The sequence below is a fragment of the Streptomyces sp. NPDC091289 genome, assembly GCF_044757365.1.
GTDB lineage: Bacteria > Actinomycetota > Actinomycetes > Streptomycetales > Streptomycetaceae > Streptomyces.
This window is the reverse complement of the sequence record NZ_JBIVUT010000016.1, coordinates 39,994-61,497: the sequence shown is the minus strand read 5'-3', so window position 1 is coordinate 61,497 and position 21,504 is coordinate 39,994. Positions and strand designations below refer to the sequence as shown.

Below are 21,504 nucleotides of genomic sequence, written 5' to 3'. Positions count from 1 at the left end.
CCGGACAGATCCGGTCAGCGCCTCCGGTCGGCGCGCCCCTCCGGACGTGCCGTGGTCACCGGAAGGCGTCGAGACCGGTGAGCGCCTTGCCCAGGACCAGCTGGTGCATCTCCACGGTTCCCTCGTAGGTGAGCACCGACTCCAGATTCGTGGCGTGCCGCATCACCGGGTACTCCAGCGAGATCCCGTTGGCCCCGAGGATCGTGCGCGAGGTGCGGCAGATCTCGATCGCCTCCCGCACGTTGTTGAGCTTGCCGAAGCTGACCTGCTCGGGGCGGAGCCGCCCCGCGTCCATGCGCCTCCCCAGATGGTGGGCGAGCAGGATGCCCTTGTGCAGTTCCAGGGCCATGTCCGCCAGCTTGGCCTGGGTGAGCTGGAAACCGCCGATCGGCCGGCCGAACTGTTCCCGGCTCCTCGCGTAGTCGAGGGCCGACTCGAAGCTGGCCCGCGCCGCGCCCATGGCGCCCCAGACGATGCCGTACCGCGCGTGGCTCAGACAGCTGAGCGGGCCGCGCAGCCCCTTCGCGTCCGGAAGCACCGCGTCGGCCGGCAGCCGCACCTCGTCCATGACCAGCTCGCTGGTGACCGAGGCGCGCAGCGACCACTTGTGGTGGATCTCGGGCGCCGAGAAGCCGGGGGCGTCGGTCGGCACGACGAAACCTCGGATGCCGCGCCCGTCCTCGCCCTCGTCGGTCTGCGCCCAGACGACGGCGACCCCGGCGACCGAGCCGTTGGTGATCCACATCTTGCGGCCGGTGAGGATCCAGTCCTCGCCGTCGCGCTTGGCGTACGTCCGCATCCCGGCCGGGTCGGAGCCGTGGTCGGGCTCGGTCAGGCCGAAGCAGCCGATGATCTCGCCGGCGGCCATGCCGGGCAGCCACCGCTGCTTCTGCTCTTCGGAGCCGAAGCGATGGATCGCGTACATCGCGAGCGACCCCTGTACGGAGACGAGCGAGCGGATCCCGGAGTCGGCGGCCTCCAGCTCCAGGCAGGCGAGCCCGTACTGGACGGCGCTCGCCCCGGCGCAGCCGTAGCCCTCCAGGGACATGCCGAGCGCACCCAGGGCGCCGAGCTCACGGGCCAGCTCGCGGATTCCGGGCAGCTCGCCCTTCTCGTACCATTCGGCGATGTGCGGCAGGACGCGGTCGGTGGCCCAGGTGCGGACGGTGTCGCGGATCGCGAGGTCGTCCGCGCCGAGCAGATCGTCGATGCCGAGGGGATCCGAGGCGTCGAACGGCGGGAGCTTCGACGGCTTCGGTGACTCGGTGCTGGACATGAGGGTGCCTCCGGCGGCTCGCACGGTGCTCGGAGGGACCGGGAGACGCCCGCCCTCCGAAAACTAGCAGTGGTAGTCAGGGCGTCGTGCTGACGTTACGGCTCAGTGTGCCGCTCGTCCAGAGCCGGTCGCCTCGGCCGGCTCGCGCCGCGCGGGCAGGATCGGGCGCGGGGCCGGGCGGTCCCGGCCGGGCGGGCGGGCAGCTTCGGGGACCCGGAATCCGGAGCCCTCGGGCTCGGCTGCCACGGGCTTGACGGCCTCGGGCTCGCTCCGGAGGCAGTGCTCCTTCGGCGGGCAGTCCATGACCTTCGGGAGCCGCAGGGCGGCCAGCGCCCCGAGCAGCAGCAGCCCCGCGCTGACGAAGAGCGTGATGTGGAGGCCGCCGATGAAGGCGTGCCGGGCGGTGGAGCGCAGCAGGTCGCCCATCGGGCCGCCGAGCTGCGCGGCCACCTGGTAGGCCTCGCCCAGCGAGTGGGAGGCCTCCGCCCCGGCGCGGGCGGGGACGCCCTTCTCGCGCAGAGAGGCTAGGCCGGGAGCGTAGGCGGCGTTCATGACGCTGCCGAGCAGGGCGATGCCGAGGCCCGCGCCCAGTTGGTAGGAGGTCTCGCCGATCGCCGCGGCGCCGCCCGCCCGCTCCGGCGGGGCGTCGCTGAGCATCGACTCGTACGCCCCGAAGAGCGTGGTCTGCAGTCCGAAGCCGAGCAGGACGAAGGCGCAGGTCAGCAGCGTGGGCCGGTCGTGCTGGCCCATCGAGGTGAGCAGCAGCACCGAGGACGCGGTGAGGACGAAGCCCCAGCCGACCATGCGGCGGGGGCCGATGCGGCGCAGGGTGTACGAACCGGTGGCGCCCGCGGCCATCGCCGCGAAGGTCAGCGGCAGCAGCCGCAGACCGGTCTCCAGCGGGCTGAGCCCCAGCACCAGCTGGAGGTACTGGACGGCGATCAGCTGGAGGCCGACCAGCGCCAGCATGGCGAGCACGATGCAGCCGACGGCGGTGGAGAAGGCCGGGCGGGCGAACATCGCGATGTCGATCAGGGGATGGCTGCGGCGCTTCTGCCGGCGCACGAAGAGGATCAGCAGCGCGAGTCCGAGGGCCAGCGGGCCCAGCGAGACCGGGTCCAGGAGCCCCGCGCCGCCGCCCAGACGCTTGACGCCGAGGACGACGCCGAGCACTCCGGCCGCGGCGGTCAGCGCGCCGAGCACGTCCCACGGGCCGTCGTCGCCGCCGCGCGACTCGGGCAGCAGCCAGCGGCCCAGCGGCAGGATCACGGCCATCAGCGGGATGTTGATCAGGAAGACCGAGCCCCACCAGAAGTGCTCGACGAGGAAGCCGCCGACGACCGGTCCGGTGGCGGCGCCGACCGCGGCGACCGCGGTCCACACACCGATGGCGAGCGCCCGCTCCCGGCGGTCGGGGAAGACCTGGCGCAGGATCGACAGCGTGGCGGGCATGATCATCGCGCCGCCGACGCCGAGGAGGGCCCGGGCCGCTATCAGGACGGCGGGGGTGTCGGCCGTGGCGGCGAGCGCGGAGGCGACGCCGAACAGCGCGTACCCGAGGAGCAGCACGCGCCGTCTGCCGATCCGGTCACCCAGCGTGCCGAAGAGGATGAGCAGCGAGGCGCAGACGAGGGGGTAGGCGTCGACGATCCAGAGGAGGGCCGTGCCGCTCGGGCGCAGATCCTCGGTGACGGCCGGAACGGCGACGTGGAGCACGGTCGCGTCGAGTGCGACGACCAGAAGACTGAGGCAGAGGACCACGAGGACGACCCAGCGGTTGGCGTCGTCGGCGGCTTTGCGCAGCCGGACCCCGGCCGTGGTCGTCCCGGACATCTGCGTACCTCCCGATGAGTCCCTCGCGCTCGGCGGACCGACGGTGACGTGGGGTGTACGTCCCTCGGGCCCGGCATCGACGGGCGAGTGATCCGTCAGCGTACGCGAGTTCGGTGTGGTCAGACGTGGTGCACGTCATACCCCGGTCCGCAGCACAGTGTGGCGTACGCCATCCCGGGCCCGGACCCCCGCCCCGACGGGGCTCCCGACCGGCGGTCGGAGCGGGGCGCGGCGCGACGGCGTGCGCCTCCCCCGAATGGCGGGATCAATTGCCGCGGATTCCGATGCGGCTCATTTCCGAGAGATCAAACACGCTTACGAACGGAACCGGCGGGCCAACCTTCGGGCTATTGGGCGCAAGATCACAGGGATTCTTCTCCGCACCCGGAAAAGAAGCCGTTCCGAGACAAAGTCCACATCACATCGTCATCACAAAGAGCCCGGATTGGCCTGCTTGCACGCTCACTCGCTGTAACGTCGATTGGGTGCGTACCGACATCTTTGCCCGGCTGGACCGGGAGCCGGAACCGCCGAAGATAGAGGCACCGCGGATGAGCCGTCACCGCATCGCCCTCTTCGGCGGGACGTTGGCGTTCTATCTCGCCATCGTCTGGGCGGTGCTGATCACGTCCTGGCTGGTGACCCTGGACTGGAAGGTCATGCTGTTCCGGCCCTACCAGCAGTGGCCCGAACTCCACGCCTTCCTGGACTACTACGTCGTGCTCGGCCAGCGCGGCCCCACGGCGGTGATGGTCGCCTGCTGGCTGGGCTGGCGCTCCTGGCGTCAGCACACGCTCCGGCCGCTCCTGGTCCTCGGCACGTCCCTGCTGCTGCTCAACGTGACGGTGGGCGCGGTCAAGCTGGGGCTCGGCCGGCTCGGCCCGCACTACGCGACCCAGATCGGCTCGGCCGAGATGTTCGCCGGCGGCGATATATTTCCTTCCGGGCACACCGCGAACGCCGTCGTGACCTGGGGAATCCTCGCCTATCTGGCCACCACGCCGCGCGCCAGGCGCTATCTGTCGGCGGTGTCCGCGACGGTCTCGCTGGGCGTCGGCCTCACCACCGTGTACATCGGTACGCACTGGCTCAGCGATGTCGTGCTGGGCTGGGCGGCCGGGCTGCTCATCCTGCTGGCGCTGCCCTGGTTCGAGCCGCTGATCGCCCGGACCGAGGCCTGGATCTTCGCGATGCGCGAGCGGTGGCGGGAGCGCCGCGGCGGCGCCCGTCCGGCGCCCGTGACCGGGGCCGGAACCGGGGCCGGGCCGCAGCCGGTGCTGCTGCCGCAGTCGATGGCGACCGACGGCCTCACCGCCGAGGCCGTGACCGCCCCGGCCGAGCCGGTGCTCCCGGCCGGGCATCCGGCGGGGAGCACCAGGGCGCGGGCCCACGGCGGGCACCCGGCGCGTCCGGGCGGGATGCCGGTCGCCCCGGCGGGCGTCCGCCGTCCGCCGCCGCACACCGAGCGGGGCCCGCGCGGCGCCGGCAGTCCGGCCCGCCCGATGTCCGGCGGCTGACACACCGCTCCCCCGTACGCCGATGGCCCCGACCGAGGTCGGGGCCATCGGCGTACGGGGGGGGATCCCGGTACGGCCGGCGGGTCAGCCCAGCCAGCAGCGCGTCACGGTGCCGTCCTCGACCTGGAAGTTGATGCGGCCCTGGCGGAACTCCATGGTGAGGAACGTGCCCGGGGGCACCGCCCTGACCGTGTCCCAGCCGCGGCTTCTGGCCTGTTGCTCGGCGGCGTCGGCGGCGAGGCCGACGTACGCGTCGGCGGCGTCGTCCGGCTGTGCTGGAGGGGTCGGTAGAGATGCCATGTCTTCACCGTAGGCGGCCCCGGACCGTGACGGAAGGCCGGGCCGGAAGGGCGTTCGACTGCATCTCCACATGCCGTGACGGTCACGCTTGTGTCACAGGATCCCCACACGCCTATACGCGGTTCCATTCACTCGAACGGACCGCCCGGAAGTATCTGCGCGTAATAACGAGAACCCTGTTCAGCGGCGTGAGGAGGCACCGGCGGCCTTCCGGAATCATGGGAGTGACCTGCCGCTTTTCCCGTCGTCGGGGAGTGGATCCCGAATGGCCGCGGCACCGGAATTTCCCGCCCCCGTAATCCGGTCTTTCCTTTCCGCACGTTTCCCTCACCGCGCCCGGAGTCTCACGGTCCGTCGAGCGCACGTGTGAGCCGGTCCCGGGCCTCCCGCAGGACATCGGACAGCTCGGGCGGCTCGATCACCTCGAAATCGATCCCCATCATCAGCACATGGATCACCAGCACGGTGAGATCCGGCGCGCCCGCGGTCAGCCGGCAGGTGTCCTCGTCCACGGCCTCCAGCACCCCGGCGGACGGCGACACCCGCCGGGCCGCCTCCGCCAGTGGGGCCTTCAGCAGGACCACGGCCCGGGCCGCGTACGCGGAGACCGCGACGCCCTGGGAGACGTACGCCGCCAGATCCTCGGCGGGCGGGGTGCGCGGGGCGAAACGGGGGCCGTGCGGCGGGGTCGGGGTGATCCGGTCCACCCGGAAGGTGCGCCAGTCCGCCCGCTCCAGGTCCCAGGCCACCAGATACCAGCGGCGTTCGGTGCAGACGAGCCGGTGCGGTTCGACCGTACGGCGCGAGAGCTCCCCGCCGTGGGTCCGGTAGGCGAACCGGAGCCGCTCGGTGTCCCGGCAGGCCCCGGCCAGCTCGGTGAGCAGACCGGGGTCGACCGCGGAGTCCTCCGGGCCGTGCAGCATCGGCACGGTGAACGCGCCCAGCGCGCTCACCCTTCGGCGCAGCCGGTTCGGCAACACCTGTTCGAGCTTGGCCAGTGCGCGTACGGAGGTCTCGCCGATGCCCTCGATGCCGTGTCCGGCCGCCGTGCGCAGGCCGACGGCGACCGCGACGGCCTCCTCGTCGTCCAGCAGCAGCGGCGGCAGCTCGGCGCCCGCCCCGAGCTGGTAGCCGCCGCCGGTGCCCCGGCTGGCGTTCACCGGGTAGCCGAGATCGCGCAGCTTGTCGACGTCCCGGCGCACGGTGCGCGGGGTGACGCCGAGCCGGTCGGCCAGATCGGCGCCGGACCAGTCCCGGTGGGCCTGCAGCAGTGAGAGCAGTCGCAGCAGTCGTGCCGAGGTCTCCAACATGCGGGCGAGTCTGCCAGGGGCAGCGGACAGCCTCTGTCCGCTACCCCCTCCGCTACCCCCTCCGCTACCCCTTCCGCTGTGCCGCCGGGGTCGGCGGCGCGGCCGGCCCGTGCGGCGGTGGGGTCACGCGGACTTCCCCTTGCGGATCACGTCGGCGGCCTTGTAGCGCAGGGCGTAGGCCCCGTCGAGGACACTGCCCCGGGTGCGGTGCAGCGCGGTGCGCAGGGCGCTGTGTCCGTGCCCCCGGGCGCCGCGGGCGACGAGTTCGGCGAACAGGCTCTCGTGGCGTTCGGCGATGCGCGCCGGTTCGAAGCGGGCCGAGGCGCTCAGCGCGGCCCCGCCCATCCGGTGGCGCAGTTCGTCGTCCTCGATCAGCTGGAGCAGGGCGGCGGCGATCGCGTCCGGGTCACCGACCGGCACCAGGCGCCCGTCGACGCCGTCCTCGATGATCTCGGCCGGTCCGTGCGGGCAGTCGGTGGCGACGACCGGCAGACCGCCGCGCATCGCCTCGACGATCGTCATGCCGAAGGACTCACGGTCCGAAGTGACGGCGGCGATCGACCCCTTGGGCCACTCGGCCTCCATCGGGTTGACCGAGCCCATCAGGAACACCTGCTTCTTCAGGCCGAGTTCGGCGATGAGCTTGCGCAGCGCCGACCGCTCGTTGCCGGTGGCGTCCCCGCCGCCGTAGATGCGCAGCCGCCAGTCCGGGCGGGCCGCGGAGACCTGGGCGAAGGCCCGCACCAGGAGGTCGTAACGCTTGATCCGGTGCAGCCGGCCCGCCGCGACGACCCACTTCAGGTCGCCGTCCGCGGGCGGACAGGCGGGCTCGGGAACGGCGTTGGGGATGGACTCGATCCGCAGGCCAGGCAGCTTCAGCCGACTGCGGTAGTCGTCCGCGTCGGCACGGGTGACGGTGGTCAGCGCGTCGAGCAGCGTGTACCGGTGGGCGATCTCGCGGCGCAGCCGGTAGCCGTGGCTGTCGAGCGTCAGGTGCTCCTGCCCGACGCGCACCGGTCCGCGGCGGGTCTGCCGGCTGAGGTGCACGTTGAGGCCGGGGCGGGTGCCGACGACGACGTCCGCCTCGACGGACTGGAGATGGGCGGCGATGCGGGCGTCGGTGAGCCTGCTGTACTGCTTGTGCCTGCTGTCCCCGCGCGGGAACACGACGGCGGGCCTGGCGTGTTCGGCGTCATCGCCCTCGTACGTCGCGCTCTTCTTCCGCAGGTCGACGAGGTGGCGCAGGCTCACGCCCTCGGGCGCTCCGAGGAGAGGGACGTCGTGGTGCCGGAAGACCGACACGATCTCGACGTCGTGCTGCTCGGCGAGCGTACGGGCGAGCGTGAACGTCGTCCGGATCGTCCCTCCGATTCCGTAGGCATTGTGCAGAAGAAAAGAAATATGCATGGTGTCGCTGTTTCCCCCTGTTGATCTGACCTGTCGATCTGACCTGCCAAGACTGCACTTCCGGTATATTTCTGCCCGAAATGCACCGGGAATCCCGGAGCGTCTGGAAAAGCACGCAAGAGATCCCGTTCCACTGACGGAACCGCCGCTGACCTGCGGGTTCCGGAATCCATGGATCCGGATGGCCGTGGGCCCCGAAGTGACCGGACCCGCCTCCGCGGGCCACCGGCGCGGTAAACCGATCGCCTACCCGCCATCCCTTGGCCAACGCTTTCCTTCGAGCTTGACGTAGGGAAAAGCCGATGGGTTGCCTGCGCCCGGGCAAAAGATTCCGGGCGGGCGCGACGGGCCGTGCGTCGACTCCTCGACGTACCGATGTGTCGACCTGTTCCCCACTTCCGTCCGCCCCGGTGCGTGACCCCGGCCACGGATCCCGCGTTGTCTCTTCATGAGCCGGGAACCACCCGGCCCACGCACCGAGTTCGAGGAGCCCCCGTGCCGCGCATGCTCGACGTCAGCCAGGACGTACGCGCCGAGATCGGCGACGACGAAGCCGACCGGCTGCTCGTCGGCGACAACGCCCCGGGCAGTTACGACTGCACCTCCTGCCGCACCCCCGGCGACTCCGACCAGGAACGCACCAGCACGGTGCTGTTCATCGGCGACGAGACCGCCGTCCTCGCGTTCGCCCACGCGACGTGCATCCCCTCGCAGGTCGTCAAGGTCGCGGAGGACCAGCTCCAGGGCGCGGTGCGCAGCATCACCGGCAGCGAGCAGAAGAACACGGAGGGGCTCATGCCCGAACAGGCCGTCCTCGGCATCACCAGCGGTCTCGTCCTCATCGAGGACGATCTCCGCCCGGCCCTGGTCGTCGAACCGACCGGCCCGGTCGCCCGGCCCGGAACCGACGGCAGCGGGGGCGACGAGTTCCTCCAGCTGCTGCTGGAGCAGGGCTTCCGCCCCGCCCCCGACATGAACCGGCTGCCGGAGGTCCTGCCCGGCTGGTCCGTGCTGCTGGCGGTGGGCCAGCTGCACGCCGTGCTGCAGCCGAGCGCCGGCGGCGGCAACCCGGTCGCCTGGTGGCAGGCCCACCAGCCGCTCCAGGTGACCGACGGCTGGCGGGCCGCGGTCAACAAGTCGCAGACCGTCCTCGTCTTCGCCGCCCCGGCCGGCACCATCGGCCAGCAGCCGCGCGAGGACCTGCTCCGGGACGCCCTGGAGAAGGCCGCGGTCAACGGGCTCCTGGTCGCCGCCTCGATGCCGCTGGCCGGGACCTGATCATGTCCGGCCGGCTCGGGCACCCCCGCCGAACAGCGTTTTCTCCGGCGGGGCCGCATCCGACGGGCGGTGAGGTCGTTGGCACCTACGTGCACTCATACGACTCCTCCCGCCAGCATCAGAGTCAGATCCCTGCCATGCGTCCTTCGCAGGATCCGTCGGGGGGCGTGTCCCCCACCCCGATCTACGACGCGCTGTACTCCGAGTACCGGCGCTCGTTCCGGGCGTTGCCGGGCGACCGGAGCGGCGAGGAGAATCTCGGGTTTCCGGCCTTCGGCGCCGGTCTCTTCGCCTCCAGGGCGCCGCTGAGCGGTCACCCCGCTTCCTCCGGGCACAGTGGCCACAGCAGCCACGGCAGTCACGGCGGGCACAACGGCCAGAGCGGGAGCAGCGGGCAGAGCGCAAGCAGTGGGAGCGGCGGAAGCAGCGGGCAGAGCCAGCACACCGGCAGCCTCGGCTCCTGGCAGCGGGTGGGCCGGCACGCGGGGCGGCCCCGGCCCGCGGCGCTGCCGCCGGGGTCGCGGGACTCCTGAGGTCACGACGGAAGCCACGAAGCCCCGGACGCTCTCGCGAGAGCGTCCGGGGCTTCGTCATGTGCCGGTGCTACTTGTTGCGGCCGCGCTTCTCGCGGACCCGGACGGAGATGTGGATCGGGGTGCCCTCGAAGCCGAACTCCTCGCGCAGCCGGCGCTCGACGAAGCGGCGGTAGCCGTGCTCCAGGAAGCCGGAGGCGAAGAGCACGAAGCGCGGGGGCTTGGTGCCCGCCTGGGTGCCGAAGAGGATGCGCGGCTGCTTGCCCCCGCGGATCGGGTGCGGGTGGGAGGCGACGATCTCACCGAGGAAGGCGTTGAGCCGGCCGGTGGGGACGCGGGTCTCCCAGCCCTCGATCGCGGTCTCGATCGCCGGGACCAGCTTCTCCATGTGCCGGCCGGTGAGGGCCGAGACATTGACGCGCGGGGCCCAGGAGATCTGCGCGAGCTCCGTCTCGATCTCGCGCTCGAGGTAGTAGCGGCGCTCCTCGTCGAGGGTGTCCCACTTGTTGAACGCGACGACCAGCGCGCGCCCGGCGTCCACGGCCATGGTGATGATGCGCTGGTCCTGGACGCTGATGGACTCGCTGGAGTCGATCAGGACGACGGCGACCTCGGCCTTCTCCACGGCGGCGGCCGTACGCAGCGAGGCGTAGTAGTCCGCGCCCTCCTGGAGGTGGACGCGGCGGCGGATGCCGGCCGTGTCGATGAACTTCCAGGTGATGCCGCCGAGCTTGATCAGCTCGTCGACCGGGTCACGGGTGGTGCCGGCCTGCTCGTTGACGACGACCCGGTCCTCGCCCGCGACCTTGTTCAGCAGGGAGGACTTGCCGACGTTCGGGCGGCCGATCAGGGCGATCCGACGGGGGCCGCCGAGCGCGGTGCCGAACTTCTGGGCCGGGGCGTCCGGCAGGGCCTCCAGGACCGCGTCCAGCATGTCGCCGGTGCCGCGGCCGTGCAGCGAGGAGACCGGGTAGGGCTCGCCGAGGCCCAGCGACCACAGGGCGCTGGCGTCCGCCTCGCCGCTCTGGCCGTCGACCTTGTTGGCGCAGAGGACGACGGGCTTGCCGGCCCGGCGCAGCAGCTTGACGACGGCCTCGTCGGTGTCGGTGGCGCCGACGGTCGAGTCGACGACGAAGACGACCGCGTCGGCCGTCTCGATGGCGTACTCGGCCTGGGCGGCGACGGAGGCGTCGAGGCCCAGCACGTCCTGCTCCCAGCCGCCGGTGTCGACGACCTTGAAGCGGCGTCCGGCCCATTCGGCCTCGTAGCTCACGCGGTCGCGGGTGACGCCGGGCTTGTCCTGCACGACGGCCTCGCGGCGGCCGATGATCCGGTTCACCAGGGTCGACTTGCCGACATTGGGGCGGCCGACGACGGCGAGCACGGGGAGCGGGCCGTGACCGGCCTCGTCGAGGGCGCCCTCGACCTCCTCGGGGTCGAAGCCTTCCTGCGCGGCGAGCTCCATGAACTCCGCGAACTCGGCATCGCCAAGTGCTCCGTGCTCGTGGCCCGAGCCGTCGGAGTGAATCTGGTCGTTCATGAAGTCCGTTCCTCTTTACATCATCATCGATGGACCGCGATCAGCGCGGTCCACTACTCAAGTCTCGCCTATCGCCCGGTGAGGCGCTTGGCACTTTCCAGGTGCGCGGTCAGCTTCGCCTGGATCCGCAGGGTCGCCTCGTCCAGCGCCTTGCGCGTACGCCGCCCGTCACCGGCGCTCGCGTCGAACGCGTCGCCGAAGACGACGTCGACCCGGCTGCGCAGCGGGGGCAGCCCCCGTATCAACCGTCCGCGGCGCTCGGTGCTTCCCAGGACGGCGACGGGGACGATGGGCGCCCCGCCCCGTACCGCGAAGTACGCGAGTCCGGCCCGCAGTGAGGCGAAGTCTCCTTCGCCCCGGCTGCCCTCGGGGAAGATCCCGAGGACGCCGCCGTCCTCCAGTACGCCGAGCGCGTGGGTGATGGCGGTGCGGTCGACGGTCGTACGGTCCACCTCGATCTGGCCGATCCCGTGCAGGAACGGGTCGAGGGGGCCGACGAACGCCTCTTTCTTGATCAGGAAGTGCACCGGCCGGGGTGCGGTTCCCATCAGCATCGGTCCGTCGATGTTGTGGGAGTGGTTCACCGCGAGTATGACGGGTCCGGCGGCGGGCACGCGCCACGCGCCGAGGACCCGGGGCTTGAACAGCCCGTACATCAGGCCGATGCCGATGGACCGCCCGACGGCCGCTCCGCGCAGCGTGGGCGCGCCTGTGGCATCGCTCACGCGGCGACCCGCTTCCCCTCGACGAGGGTGACGACGCACTCGATGACCTGCTGGAGGGTCAGCTCGGTGGTGTCCACCTCGACGGCGTCGTCCGCCTTGGCGAGCGGCGAGGTCTTGCGGCCGGAGTCGGCGGCGTCGCGCTTGATCAGGGCCTCACGGGTGGCGGTCAGGTCCGATCCCTTGACCTCGCCGCTGCGCCGGGCGGCGCGGGCCTCCGGGGAGGCGGTGAGGAAGATCTTGAGGTCGGCGTCGGGCAGCACGGTGGTGCCGATGTCCCGGCCCTCGACGACGATGCCGCCGGTCGCGGCCGCGGCGATGGAGCGCTGGAGCCCGGTGATGAGCGTGCGCACCTCGGGGACCGCGCTGACGGCGCTGACCTTGGAGGTGACCTCCTGGGTGCGGATCGGTCCGGAGGCGTCCTCGCCGTCGACGGTGATCGTCGGGGCGGCGGGGTCGGTGCCGGAGACGATCACGGGCTTGGCGGCGGCGGTGGCGATCTCCTCCGGGTTGCCCACGTCGATGCCGTTGTTCAGCATCCACCAGGTGATGGCCCGGTACTGCGCGCCCGTGTCCAGGTAGCTCAGGCCGAGCTTGGCGGCGACGGCCTTGGAGGTGCTCGACTTGCCGGTGCCCGAGGGCCCGTCGATGGCGACGATCACGGAGGGGCGTGCGGTTTCCACGGTGGTGGACACCTTCCTGGTACACGGGGCGGGGCGGACGGGCCTGGGGGCGGCCTCGTACCAGGTTACCGAGTACCGGGCGGGCCCTTGTACCCCGTACGGGGGAGGCGGGCCACCCGGGCGGGGGTGGCCCGCCTCCCCCGCCCTGTGCGTGGGGTCAGCCGCGGATCGACCAGCCGCGTTCCTGGAGGGCCGCGCCGAGGACCGGGGCGGCGCTGGGCTCGACCATGATCTGGACGAGGCCCGCCTGCTGGCCGGTGGCGTGCTCGATGCGGACGTCCTCGATGTTGACCCCGGCCCGGCCGGCGTCGGCGAAGATCGCGGCCAGCTCGCCCGGCTTGTCGCCGATGAGGACGGCCACGGTCTCGTAGGCGGCGGGGGCGGCGCCGTGCTTGCCGGGAACCCGGACGCGGCCCGCGTTGCCGCGGCGCAGGACGTCCTCGATGGCGTCGGTGCCCGCGCGCCGCTTCTCCTCGTCGGCGGAGTGCAGGCCGCGGAGCGCGGTCACGGTCTCCGCCAGGTCGGCGGCGACCCCGGCGAGGACGTCGGCGACCGGGCCGGGGTTGGCGGAGAGGATCTCCACCCACATCCGGGGGTCGGAGGCGGCGATCCGGGTGACGTCGCGGATGCCCTGGCCGCACAGGCGTACGGCGGTCTCGTCGGCCTCCTCCAGCCGGGCGGCGACCATCGAGGAGATCAGCTGCGGGGTGTGCGAGACCAGGGCGACGGCCCGGTCGTGGGCGTCGGCGTCCATGACGACGGGGACGGCCCGGCACAGGGCGACCAGCTCCAGCGCGAGGTTGAGCACCTCGGTGTCGGTCTCCCGGGTCGGGGTGAGGACCCAGGGGCGGCCCTCGAAGAGGTCGGCGGTCGCGGCGAGCGGGCCGGAGCGCTCCTTGCCGGCCATCGGGTGCGTACCGATGTACGGGGTGAGGTCGACGCCGAGCGCCTCCAGCTCGCGGCGCGGGCCGCCCTTGACGCTGGCGACGTCCAGGTAGCCCCGGGCCACCCCGTCGCGCATCGCGGTGGCGAGGACGGCGGCGGTGTGCGCGGGCGGCACGGCGACGATCGCCAGGTCGACACGGCCCTCCGCGGGCTCGTCCGTACCGGCGCCGATCGCGGCCGCGGTGCGGGCGGATCCGGGGTCGTGGTCGACGAGGTGGACGTGCACCCCCCGGCCGGCCAGCGCGAGGGCGGCGGAGGTGCCGACGAGCCCGGTTCCGATGACGAGGGCGGTTCTCACTGGGCGATGTCCTTGCGCAGGGTGGCGGTGGCACCGAGGTAGACGTGGCTGATCTCGGTGCGCGAGAGGTAGGTCTCGACGTGCACGAGGATACGGACGACCCGGGGCATGGCCCCGTCGATGTCCAGCTCCTGGGCACAGATCAGGGGTACGTCGACGATGCCGAGGCCGCGGGCGGCGGCGGCCGGGAAGTCGCTGTGCAGGTCGGGGGTGGCGGTGAACCAGATGCTGATGAGGTCGTCGGCGACGAGCTCGTTGCGTTCCAGGACGGCCGTCAGCAGCTCACCGACCCGTTGGTCCATGTGCCCGGCCTCGTCCCGGTCCAGCTGGACGGCGCCCCGGACCGCTCGTACCGCCACGTCGTACTCCTCGCTCGTCGCTGCTCGTCCGTGCCTCCGGGCCCGGCGCTCGGTGGCGCGGCCGGCTGCTCGCCTCAGCCTAGATCGGCCGGGGCGGGGCGCGATCACGGTGTTCCGTCCGTGAGACGGGCGGTGGCGTGCGTGGGCGGCCCGGAGTGCGGGTCGCCGGAGCCGTCAGAGCCGTCGGAGCCTCTGTCGCCACCCGGGCGGGCGCACGGTCCGCCCGGTTGCTTCGCCCGGAGGCCCGCCGCCGTCACCATGGCGGGCACCCACCGCACCACGCCCGCCACCGGAGGAGAGCCCATGAACGCACGCCCGAACGCAGGGCGAAGGACGGTGCTGGCCGCGGGAGCGGCGGGCGCCGCGGCCCTGGCCACCGGCTGCGGATCCTCCGACGGGGACGGCGGCGACGGCGGGGACGGCGGCGACGCGAGCCCGACGCCGACCGCGCCGGGGGACGCGTCGGGCGGTGTCGAACTGGCCAGGACCGAGGACATCCCGGTCGGCGGCGGCACCGTCTTCAAGGAGCGGAAGGTGGTGGTGACCCAGCCGGAGGAGGGCGACTTCAAGGCCTTCTCCGCCGTCTGCACCCATGCGAGCTGTCTCGTCTCGACGGTGCGCGACGGCACCATCAACTGCCCCTGTCACGGCAGCAGATACAGCATCACGAACGCGGCGGTGGAGGCCGGCCCGGCGACCCGGCCGCTGCCCGCCGAGCGGATCAGCGTCTCGGACGGCACGATCCGGCTGGGCTGAGGGCGGGCCGAAATATCCGGGGCGCGGCGGCCACCGCGCCCGTACCCTCGCGGGCATGATCACTCCTGCCGAAGACGCCGAGAACGCCGACGAGGACGACAAGGCTCTCGTACGCGACCACACGGTCTACGCGTGCGTGATGGGCTCGCGCGCCTTCGGACTGGCCACCGAGGACAGCGACACGGACCGGCGCGGTGTGTACCTCGCGCCCACCCCGCTGTTCTGGCGCTTCGAGAAGCCGCCGACGCATGTCGAGGGCCCCGCGCCCGAGCAGTTCTCCTGGGAGCTGGAACGCTTCTGCGAGCTGGCGCTGCGGGCCAACCCGAATGTGCTGGAGTGCCTGCATTCCCCGCTGGTGGAGTCCGTGGACGGCACCGGCCGCGAGCTGCTGGCACTGCGCGGGGCGTTCCTCTCCCGGCTCGCGCACGGCACGTTCGTCCGGTACGCGCTGGGCCAGCGGAAGAAGCTGGAGGCGGACCTGCGCGTGCACGGGGCACCGCGCTGGAAGCACGCGATGCATCTGCTGCGGCTGCTGACGAGCGGCCGGGACCTGCTGCGTACGGGTGAGCTGCGCATCGACGTCGGGGAGGCCCGGGAGGGACTGCTGGCGGTGAAGCGGGGCGAGGTGTCCTGGCCGGAGGTGGAGCGCCGGATGAACCGCCTCGGCGAGGAGAACGACGAGGCGGCGACCCGCTCCCCGCTGCCGCCGGAACCCGACCGGGCGGCCGTGGAGGACTTCCTCGTCCGGACCCGGCGGGCCTCGGCGGCGCGGGAGGCGCCTTAGCTGCCCTGGGAGATGTCCGCGAGCCTGGCCCGTACGACGAGGTGGTGGAGGTCCTCCAGGACCGTCACCGCGTCCGGCAGCCGGGAGCGGGTCCGCGCCTCGTCCAGGACGCGGTGCAGCTCCGTCACATCCCGGGTGAGGGTCTCCTCGTCCGGGCCCGTCGCCGCGCCGTGTTCGGCCTCGGCCTTGGCGGCGATCAGGTCCGGCAGATACGCGGGGGCGTCGGCCTGGGTGAGCAGGGTGGGGAGGTGGGCCAGCACCTCGCCGGTACGCATCAGACGGATGCCGGTGAGCAGCGCCCGGAAGGTGTAGAGCAGCGGCTTCAGCTCGCCGGTGTTCCCGTACAGCCGCCACTGCGTCGCCGCGAAGCCCCGGTAGTGGTGGGCGTGGTTGCGGGTGAGGACGCCCGGGGCGAGCGCGGTCAGCTCCGTGTGGAGCGTGCTCGTGTGCACCACCAGGGGGGACAGCAGCTGCTCCAGGACGTAGCCGTTGGGCCGGAGCATCAGGCGCACGAACTTGCGCAGGTCGTGGGTGACGAGGTCCAGCTCGACCCCGTCGCGCTCCCACATCCGGGTGCGGGTCTCCTCCGGCTCGTACAGCCCCACCAGGTCCTCGGCGGGCAGGACGTGGACCCCCCGCAGGTCCACGTCCGAGTCCCGGGAGGGGAAGCCGTACAGATGGGCGCCGGAGACCGTGGCGAAGGCCAGGGGGCCGGGGGCGTGCGTGAGATCCGGGCGCAGGTCGGTGAGCGGGAGTCCGGCCCGTGCCAGGGGATCGTCGGTGGCGGTGGTCATGGATCAAGCGTCCCAGAGCGCCGCGAGGGACAGCAGGTCGCTGCGGTACTCGATGCGCTCGGACCACTCCTTGGGCCAGGCCGCCGCGCCCAGGTGCGCCCCGGCCAGCGCCCCGGTGAGGCAGGCGATCGAGTCGGAGTCGCCCCGGGTGCAGGCGGCGCGGCGCAGGGCGGTGACGGGCTCCTCGGGGAAGAGCAGGAAGCAGTGCAGGGCGGTGGCGAGGGCTTCCTCGGCGATCCAGCCGTCCCCGGTCCGCTCGCACGGGTCGGTCTCCGGCGACGGGTCGCGCAGGGCGTCCTGGACGCGCCCCAGCGCGGTCAGGCACTCGTCCCAGCCGCGCTGGATGTACGCCTGCGGGGTGGCGTCGCCCGCGTGGCGCCAGAGGTCGCCGAGCCAGCGGGTGTGGTAGCGGCCCCGGTTGTCGTAGGCGTAGCTGCGCAGCCGGCCGATCAGGCCGAGGGGTTCGGCGCCCTGGGCGAGCAGGAACACCGCGCGGGCCAGCAGGTCGGAGGCGGCCAGGGCGGTGGGGTGGCCGTGGGTGAGGGCGGCCTGGAGCTGGGCGGCGCCGGCGCGCTGTTCCTCGCTGAGGCCGGGGACCAGGCCGACGGGGGCGACCCGCATGTTGGCGCCGCAGCCCTTGGAGTGCGTCTGGCTGGCCTCCTGCCAGATCCGGTTGAACTCGAGCAGGCGGCAGGCGGTGAGGCAGGTGTTGCCGGGGGCCCGGTTGTTGTCCGGCGAGTGGTACCAGGCGACGAACTCCTCGCGGACCGGGCCCACCAGCCGTTCGGGGGTGAGCAGTCCGCTGTCCGTGGCGGTGCGGATGGCGCGGCCCAGCGCGATCGTCATCTGGGTGTCGTCGGAGACGATGGCGGGCGTCAGGAGGGGAATCTGCCGCCAGGGGCCGAACTTGGCGAGGATCGAGGGCACGTCGTTGAACTCGGTGGGGAAGCCCAGGGCGTCGCCGAGCGCGAGCCCGGTCAGCACGCCGGTGGCCGCCTGCTTGGTGAGGGGCGGGGTGGCGATGGTCATCTGTCTCGTCCTTCCGGTGCGGAGTACGACGGGTCTGCGGGGGCGTCCGGCCGTGGCGGGCGCAGGAGCGGCGGGTGCAGGGCGGTGGCGTCGCCCGCCCGGTAGAGGGCGGCGGGTTTGCCCCGTCCGCCGGTGCGGCGCGGCGGGCCCTCGACGGCCTGGACGAAGCCGGGGGCGTTCAGGACCTTGCGCCGGAAGTTGGGGCGGTCGAGCTCGACGCCCCAGACGGTCTCGTAGACCTGCTGGAGCTCGCCGAGGGTGAACTCGGCGGGGCAGAACGCGGTGGCCAGGCAGCTGTATTCGAGCTTGGCGCCGATCCGGTCGTGGGCGTCGGCGAGGATCCGGTCGTGGTCGAAGGCGAGCGGTCCGGTGGTGCCCGCGTCCCACCAGCGGGCGCTCGCAGCGTCGCCGCCGCCGCGCGGTTCGGGCAGGTCGGGCAGGAGCGCGGCGTACGCGACGGAGACGACGCGCATCCTCGGGTCGCGGTCCGGGGCGGTGTAGGTGCGCAGTTGTTCGAGGTGGAGGGCGCCGACGGTGCCGGGGCCGAGGCCGGTCTCCTCGGCGAGTTCGCGGCGGGCGGCGTCCCCGGCGGACTCGCGGGGCAGCAGGAAGCCGCCGGGCAGCGCCCACCGGCCCCGGAAGGGCTCCTGGCCGCGTTCGACGAGCAGCACGTGCAGCTGGGCCTCGCGGACGGTGAAGACCGCGAGGTCGACGGTGACAGCGAACGGGGCGAACGCGTGCGGGTCGTAGCCCTCGGGTGCGGGGGCGCTGATCGTCGGCTCGGTGGGGTTCACGGGCTCGGTGGGGCTCACGCCCACCTCCTTCTTTATAGTCACTCTGACTATAAAGGGTCGGCGGGGGCGACAAAAGGCCCGCGGCCGGTTCTGTTCGAACTTTCCGAACAGATACCGGCCGCGGGCCTTCGTGGGGATGCGGGTGCGGGTGCGGCTAGAGGCCGACCTCGCGCATCAGCATGCCGACCTCGGTGTTGGTGAGGCGGCGCAGCCAGCCGGACTTCTGGTCGCCCAGCGGGATCGGCCCGAAGGACGTCCGTACGAGGCGCTCGACCGGGAAGCCGGCCTCGGCCAGCATCCGGCGCACGATGTGCTTGCGGCCCTCGTGGAGGGTCACCTCGACCAGGTAGTTCTTGCCGGTGTTCTCGACGACGCGGAAGTGGTCGGCGCGGGCGTAGCCGTCCTCCAGCTGGATGCCGTCCTTGAGCCGCTTGCCGAGGTCGCGCGGCAGGGGGCCCTGGATGGCGGCCAGGTAGGTCTTCTTCACGCCGTACTTCGGGTGCGTGAGGCGGTGGGCCAGCTCACCGTGGTTGGTGAGCATGATGATGCCCTCCGTCTCGGTGTCCAGCCGGCCGACGTGGAACAGCCGCGTCTCGCGGTTGGTCACGTAGTCGCCGAGGCACTGGCGGCCGTCCGGGTCCTCCATCGAGGAGACGACGCCCGCGGGCTTGTTCAGCGCGAAGAACAGGTAGGACTGGGCGGCGACCGTCAGGCCGTCGACCTTGATCTCGTCCTTGTGCACATCGACGCGCCTGCCCTGCTCGACGACGATCTCGCCGTTGACCTCGACACGGGACTGCTCGATCAGCTCCTCGCACGCGCGGCGCGAGCCCATGCCGGCCCGGGCGAGGACCTTCTGCAGCCGCTCGCCCTCCTCCTCGGCGCCCGGGTGGGTCTTGGGGAGGTTGATCTCGGGCTTGTTCGCGTACCGGTCGCGGTTGCGCTGCTCGATCTTGGCGTCCAGCTCACGGGGGCGCGAGGGGGCCGCGCGGCGGAAACCGCCGGTGCGGCCGCCGCCGCCCTGTGCGGGCTTCGGGCCGCCCTTGGCGCCGCCGCGGGCCGCCGAGCCGCGGCCCTTGCGGGGGCCTTCCTGCTCGCGGGCCTCGCGGGCGCCGGGGGCGTCGTTGCCCACGTCGTAGCGGCGCTCCTCGGGGCGGGGACGGCGGGGGCGCTGCTCCTCGTCCCGCCCGCCCTGGTAGCCGTCACGGCCGCCCTGATAGCCGTCGCGACCCCCCTGGTAGCCGTCACGGCCGCCCTGAGAGCCCGGACGCCCGCCCTGACCGCCGGGACGGCCGCCCTGGCTGCCGCCGCGTCCGCCCTGGCCGGAGGGCCGACCACCCTGACCGGAGGGACGGCCGCCCGAGGCTCCGGGCCGCCCGCCCTGGCCGCTGCCACCGCGTCCGCCGCCGCCCTGGCCACCGCCCTGGCCGCCGGGGCGTCCGCCCGGGCCGCCGCCCTGGCCCTGGCGGAAGGACCCGCCGCCGCTGCGGCCGCCGCTGCCCGCGCCGCCGCCGCTCCGGGGGTTCCGGTCGCCGCCGCCGCTGCTCCGGCCGCTCCCGCCGTTGCCGCTTCCGCTGTTCCTGCCACTGCTTCGCATCAAAATTCCGTCTTGTCGTCTGCGTGAGTATCCGGGGTGTCCGGTGCGTCCGGATCGAACGACGGCACACCCTCTAGCGTCTCAGCCTCGATCGCGTCCGCCTCCGGGAGGAAGGGCGCGAGCTCCGGGAGCTCGTCCAGGCCGCGCAGGCCCATTCGCTCCAGAAAGTAGTTCGTCGTCCTGTACAGGATCGCACCTGTTTCGGGTTCCGCGCCCGCCTCCGCCACCAGGCCCCTCTGGAGGAGGGTCCGCATGACGCCGTCGCAGTTCACTCCGCGCACCGCCGAGACCCGCGAGCGGCTCACCGGCTGCCGGTACGCGACCACCGCCAGCGTCTCCAGCGCGGCCTGGGTGAGCCGGGCGTGCTGGCCGTCCAGGACGAAGCCCTCCACGGCCGCCGCGTACTCGGGGCGGGTGTAGAACCGCCAGCCGCCCGCGACGAGCCGCAGGTCGAAGCCCCGGCGCTGCGCGGTGTACTCGTCGGCCAGCTCCCGCAGCGCGTCCGCCACGGCCCTGCGGGGCCGCTGGAGCACCTTGGCCAGGTGGTCGACGGTGGCGGGCTCGTCGACGACCATGAGGACCGCCTCCAGGGCGGGCTTCAGATCGAGCGCGGCGACCGCGCTCCCGTCGGTCCCGTCGGTGCCGTGCGTCGGCTGCTCGCTCATTCCCGTACGTCCTCCTCCTCGGCCGCTCCGGCGAGGTCCTGGTCGAACTCGTCCGTCACCACCGGCTCCGCGTCCGCCCCGCCGCACCAGGTCACCAGCAGGTCGCCCAGCGCCTCGTCCTGGTCGAGGGTGACGGCCTTCTCGCGGTACAGCTCCAGCAGGGCCAGGAAGCGGGCCACCACGGTCAGGGTGTCCGGCGCGTCCTCGGTCAGCACCTGGAAACTCACCGCCTCCCCCGCCTCGCGCAGCCGCTCCACCACCAGGCCCGCCTGCTCCCGGACGCTGACCAGCGGGGCGTGGATGTGGTCGACGTACACCTGCGGTCTGGGCTTCGGCTGCATCGCCTTGACCGCGAGCTTCGCGAAGCCCTCGGGCCCGATGCTGATGACCACTTCGGGCAGCAGCGCGGCGTGCTGGTCCTCCAGCCCGACGGTACGGGGGTACCGGCGGGCCTCCGACTCCAGGCGGCCCTGGAAGATCTCGGCGATCTGCTTGTACGCGCGGTACTGGAGCAGCCGCGCGAAGAGCAGGTCCCGCGCCTCCAGGAGCGCGAGGTCGGCCTCGTCCTCGACCTCGGCGACGGGCAGCAGCCGGGCGGCCTTGAGGTCGAGCAGCGTGGCGGCGACGACGAGGAACTCGGTGGTCTGGTCGAGGTCCCAGTCGGGGCCCATGGCCCGGATGTACGCCATGAACTCGTCGGTGACCTTCGAGAGGGCGACCTCGGTCACGTCCAGCTTGTGCTTGGAGATCAGCTGGAGGAGGAGGTCGAAGGGGCCCTCGAAGTTCACCAGCCGAACGGTGAACCGCTTGTCGTCCGGCTCCCGCTCCGCCGCCCGCTCCGGCACAGCCTCTTGTACGGGTACGGGATCCGGCTCTCGTACGGGTACGGGCTCGGGCTCCGGAGCCGTCTCCTCCGCCTCCACCGGCGGCGCCACCGCCCCCGGCCCCCGCCCCAGGGCACGGCGGCGCGGGGCGGCGGGGTCGTCGGGCGTGGGCATGGGGGTCCAGGGGTGGGGCGGCGGCACGGACGGGGCGCGCCGGTCGGCGGGCCCTTGCTCTGCCAGGGCAGGCTACCCGCGCCGTG

The 21,504-nt window shown here is 72.8% G+C and carries 21 protein-coding genes; 5 read left to right on the top strand and 16 right to left on the bottom strand.

The features are described from left to right. Positions 1-55: 55 nt before the first annotated feature. Both ACIQPT_RS22070 and ACIQPT_RS22065 read right to left on the bottom strand, forming a co-directional pair. The gene (locus tag ACIQPT_RS22070; protein WP_401157647.1) at positions 56-1,276 is read right to left on the bottom strand and encodes an acyl-CoA dehydrogenase family protein; all 1,221 of its coding nucleotides are present in this window, start codon (positions 1,274-1,276) and stop codon (positions 56-58) included. Positions 1,277-1,378: 102 nt separating this feature from the next. Beyond that, the gene (locus ACIQPT_RS22065; protein WP_401157645.1) at positions 1,379-3,109 is read right to left on the bottom strand and encodes an MFS transporter; all 1,731 of its coding nucleotides are present in this window, start codon (positions 3,107-3,109) and stop codon (positions 1,379-1,381) included. A 485-nt stretch (positions 3,110-3,594) separates the two neighbouring features. Between ACIQPT_RS22065 and ACIQPT_RS22060 the strand changes: the two genes are divergently transcribed. Next, positions 3,595-4,626 (top strand): phosphatase PAP2 family protein, encoded by a 1,032-nt coding sequence (locus ACIQPT_RS22060; protein WP_401157643.1) that lies wholly within the window; start codon positions 3,595-3,597, stop codon positions 4,624-4,626. 84 nt (positions 4,627-4,710) lie between these two features. On the opposite strand, the gene ACIQPT_RS22055 is transcribed toward ACIQPT_RS22060, so the two are convergent. From ACIQPT_RS22055 to ACIQPT_RS22045, 3 genes are all read right to left on the bottom strand, one after another. Continuing rightward, on the bottom strand, positions 4,711-4,926 hold the full coding sequence (locus ACIQPT_RS22055; protein WP_401157641.1) for an I78 family peptidase inhibitor: 216 nt from the start codon (positions 4,924-4,926) through the stop codon (positions 4,711-4,713). Between the two features lie 344 nt (positions 4,927-5,270). Beyond that, a complete protein-coding gene (locus ACIQPT_RS22050) occupies positions 5,271-6,236 on the bottom strand; it encodes a helix-turn-helix transcriptional regulator (protein ID WP_401157639.1) in 966 nt (321 codons plus the stop codon). A gap of 123 nt (positions 6,237-6,359) precedes the next feature. Continuing rightward, positions 6,360-7,643 carry a glycosyltransferase family 4 protein gene (locus ACIQPT_RS22045; RefSeq protein WP_401157638.1) on the bottom strand — a complete coding sequence of 428 codons (1,284 nt, stop codon included), beginning with the start codon at positions 7,641-7,643 and terminating at the stop codon, positions 6,360-6,362. A gap of 495 nt (positions 7,644-8,138) precedes the next feature. Here ACIQPT_RS22045 and ACIQPT_RS22040 point away from each other — a divergent pair, with 495 nt between their 5' ends. Both ACIQPT_RS22040 and ACIQPT_RS22035 read left to right on the top strand, forming a co-directional pair. Then, complete coding sequence (locus ACIQPT_RS22040; RefSeq protein WP_205081621.1) at positions 8,139-8,921, top strand: hypothetical protein; 783 nt, start codon at positions 8,139-8,141, stop codon at positions 8,919-8,921. Between the two features lie 137 nt (positions 8,922-9,058). Continuing rightward, complete coding sequence (locus tag ACIQPT_RS22035; RefSeq protein ID WP_401157636.1) at positions 9,059-9,454, top strand: hypothetical protein; 396 nt, start codon at positions 9,059-9,061, stop codon at positions 9,452-9,454. Between the two features lie 70 nt (positions 9,455-9,524). Here ACIQPT_RS22035 and der read toward each other — a convergent pair whose 3' ends face one another. From der to aroH, 5 genes are all read right to left on the bottom strand, one after another. Continuing rightward, the gene (der, locus tag ACIQPT_RS22030; protein ID WP_401157634.1) at positions 9,525-10,994 is read right to left on the bottom strand and encodes a ribosome biogenesis GTPase Der; all 1,470 of its coding nucleotides are present in this window, start codon (positions 10,992-10,994) and stop codon (positions 9,525-9,527) included. A 68-nt stretch (positions 10,995-11,062) separates the two neighbouring features. After that, positions 11,063-11,719, bottom strand: a complete 657-nt coding sequence (locus ACIQPT_RS22025) for a lysophospholipid acyltransferase family protein (RefSeq protein ID WP_401157632.1) — start codon at positions 11,717-11,719, stop codon at positions 11,063-11,065. Further along, on the bottom strand, positions 11,716-12,411 hold the full coding sequence (cmk, locus tag ACIQPT_RS22020) for a (d)CMP kinase (protein ID WP_401157630.1): 696 nt from the start codon (positions 12,409-12,411) through the stop codon (positions 11,716-11,718). The genes ACIQPT_RS22025 and cmk overlap by 4 nt, the downstream gene beginning before the upstream one ends. Positions 12,412-12,556: 145 nt before the next feature. Then, the gene (locus ACIQPT_RS22015) at positions 12,557-13,642 is read right to left on the bottom strand and encodes a prephenate dehydrogenase (RefSeq protein WP_401157628.1); all 1,086 of its coding nucleotides are present in this window, start codon (positions 13,640-13,642) and stop codon (positions 12,557-12,559) included. Next, positions 13,639-14,001 carry a chorismate mutase gene (gene aroH / locus ACIQPT_RS22010; RefSeq protein ID WP_401157627.1) on the bottom strand — a complete coding sequence of 121 codons (363 nt, stop codon included), beginning with the start codon at positions 13,999-14,001 and terminating at the stop codon, positions 13,639-13,641. Before aroH ends, ACIQPT_RS22015 begins: the two co-directional genes overlap by 4 nt. A gap of 303 nt (positions 14,002-14,304) precedes the next feature. Here aroH and ACIQPT_RS22005 point away from each other — a divergent pair, with 303 nt between their 5' ends. Then, positions 14,305-14,757 (top strand): Rieske (2Fe-2S) protein, encoded by a 453-nt coding sequence (locus ACIQPT_RS22005; protein ID WP_401157625.1) that lies wholly within the window; start codon positions 14,305-14,307, stop codon positions 14,755-14,757. Positions 14,758-14,812: 55 nt separating this feature from the next. Further along, positions 14,813-15,541: a DNA polymerase beta superfamily protein gene (locus tag ACIQPT_RS22000; protein WP_401157623.1), complete on the top strand. Its 729-nt coding sequence runs from the start codon at positions 14,813-14,815 to the stop codon at positions 15,539-15,541. Here the strand turns inward: ACIQPT_RS22000 and ACIQPT_RS21995 are convergent. The 6 genes from ACIQPT_RS21995 to ACIQPT_RS21970 all read right to left on the bottom strand — a co-directional run bounded on the left by ACIQPT_RS21995 (position 15,538) and on the right by ACIQPT_RS21970 (position 21,418). Continuing rightward, positions 15,538-16,335: a DNA polymerase beta superfamily protein gene (locus tag ACIQPT_RS21995; RefSeq protein WP_401157621.1), complete on the bottom strand. Its 798-nt coding sequence runs from the start codon at positions 16,333-16,335 to the stop codon at positions 15,538-15,540. The two genes, ACIQPT_RS22000 and ACIQPT_RS21995, sit on opposite strands and share 4 nt — an antisense overlap. A gap of 3 nt (positions 16,336-16,338) precedes the next feature. Further along, positions 16,339-17,364: an ADP-ribosylglycohydrolase family protein gene (locus ACIQPT_RS21990; RefSeq protein ID WP_401157620.1), complete on the bottom strand. Its 1,026-nt coding sequence runs from the start codon at positions 17,362-17,364 to the stop codon at positions 16,339-16,341. Then, complete coding sequence (locus ACIQPT_RS21985) at positions 17,361-18,137, bottom strand: NUDIX hydrolase (RefSeq protein ID WP_401157878.1); 777 nt, start codon at positions 18,135-18,137, stop codon at positions 17,361-17,363. Before ACIQPT_RS21985 ends, ACIQPT_RS21990 begins: the two co-directional genes overlap by 4 nt. Positions 18,138-18,312: 175 nt before the next feature. Then, entirely contained in the window at positions 18,313-19,755 is a 1,443-nt protein-coding gene (locus ACIQPT_RS21980) for a pseudouridine synthase (RefSeq protein ID WP_401157618.1), read from the bottom strand. Continuing rightward, the gene (scpB, locus tag ACIQPT_RS21975) at positions 19,755-20,420 is read right to left on the bottom strand and encodes an SMC-Scp complex subunit ScpB (RefSeq protein WP_401157616.1); all 666 of its coding nucleotides are present in this window, start codon (positions 20,418-20,420) and stop codon (positions 19,755-19,757) included. Before scpB ends, ACIQPT_RS21980 begins: the two co-directional genes overlap by 1 nt. Continuing rightward, a complete protein-coding gene (locus ACIQPT_RS21970; protein WP_401157614.1) occupies positions 20,417-21,418 on the bottom strand; it encodes a segregation and condensation protein A in 1,002 nt (333 codons plus the stop codon). The genes scpB and ACIQPT_RS21970 overlap by 4 nt, the downstream gene beginning before the upstream one ends. Positions 21,419-21,504 lie beyond the last annotated feature (86 nt).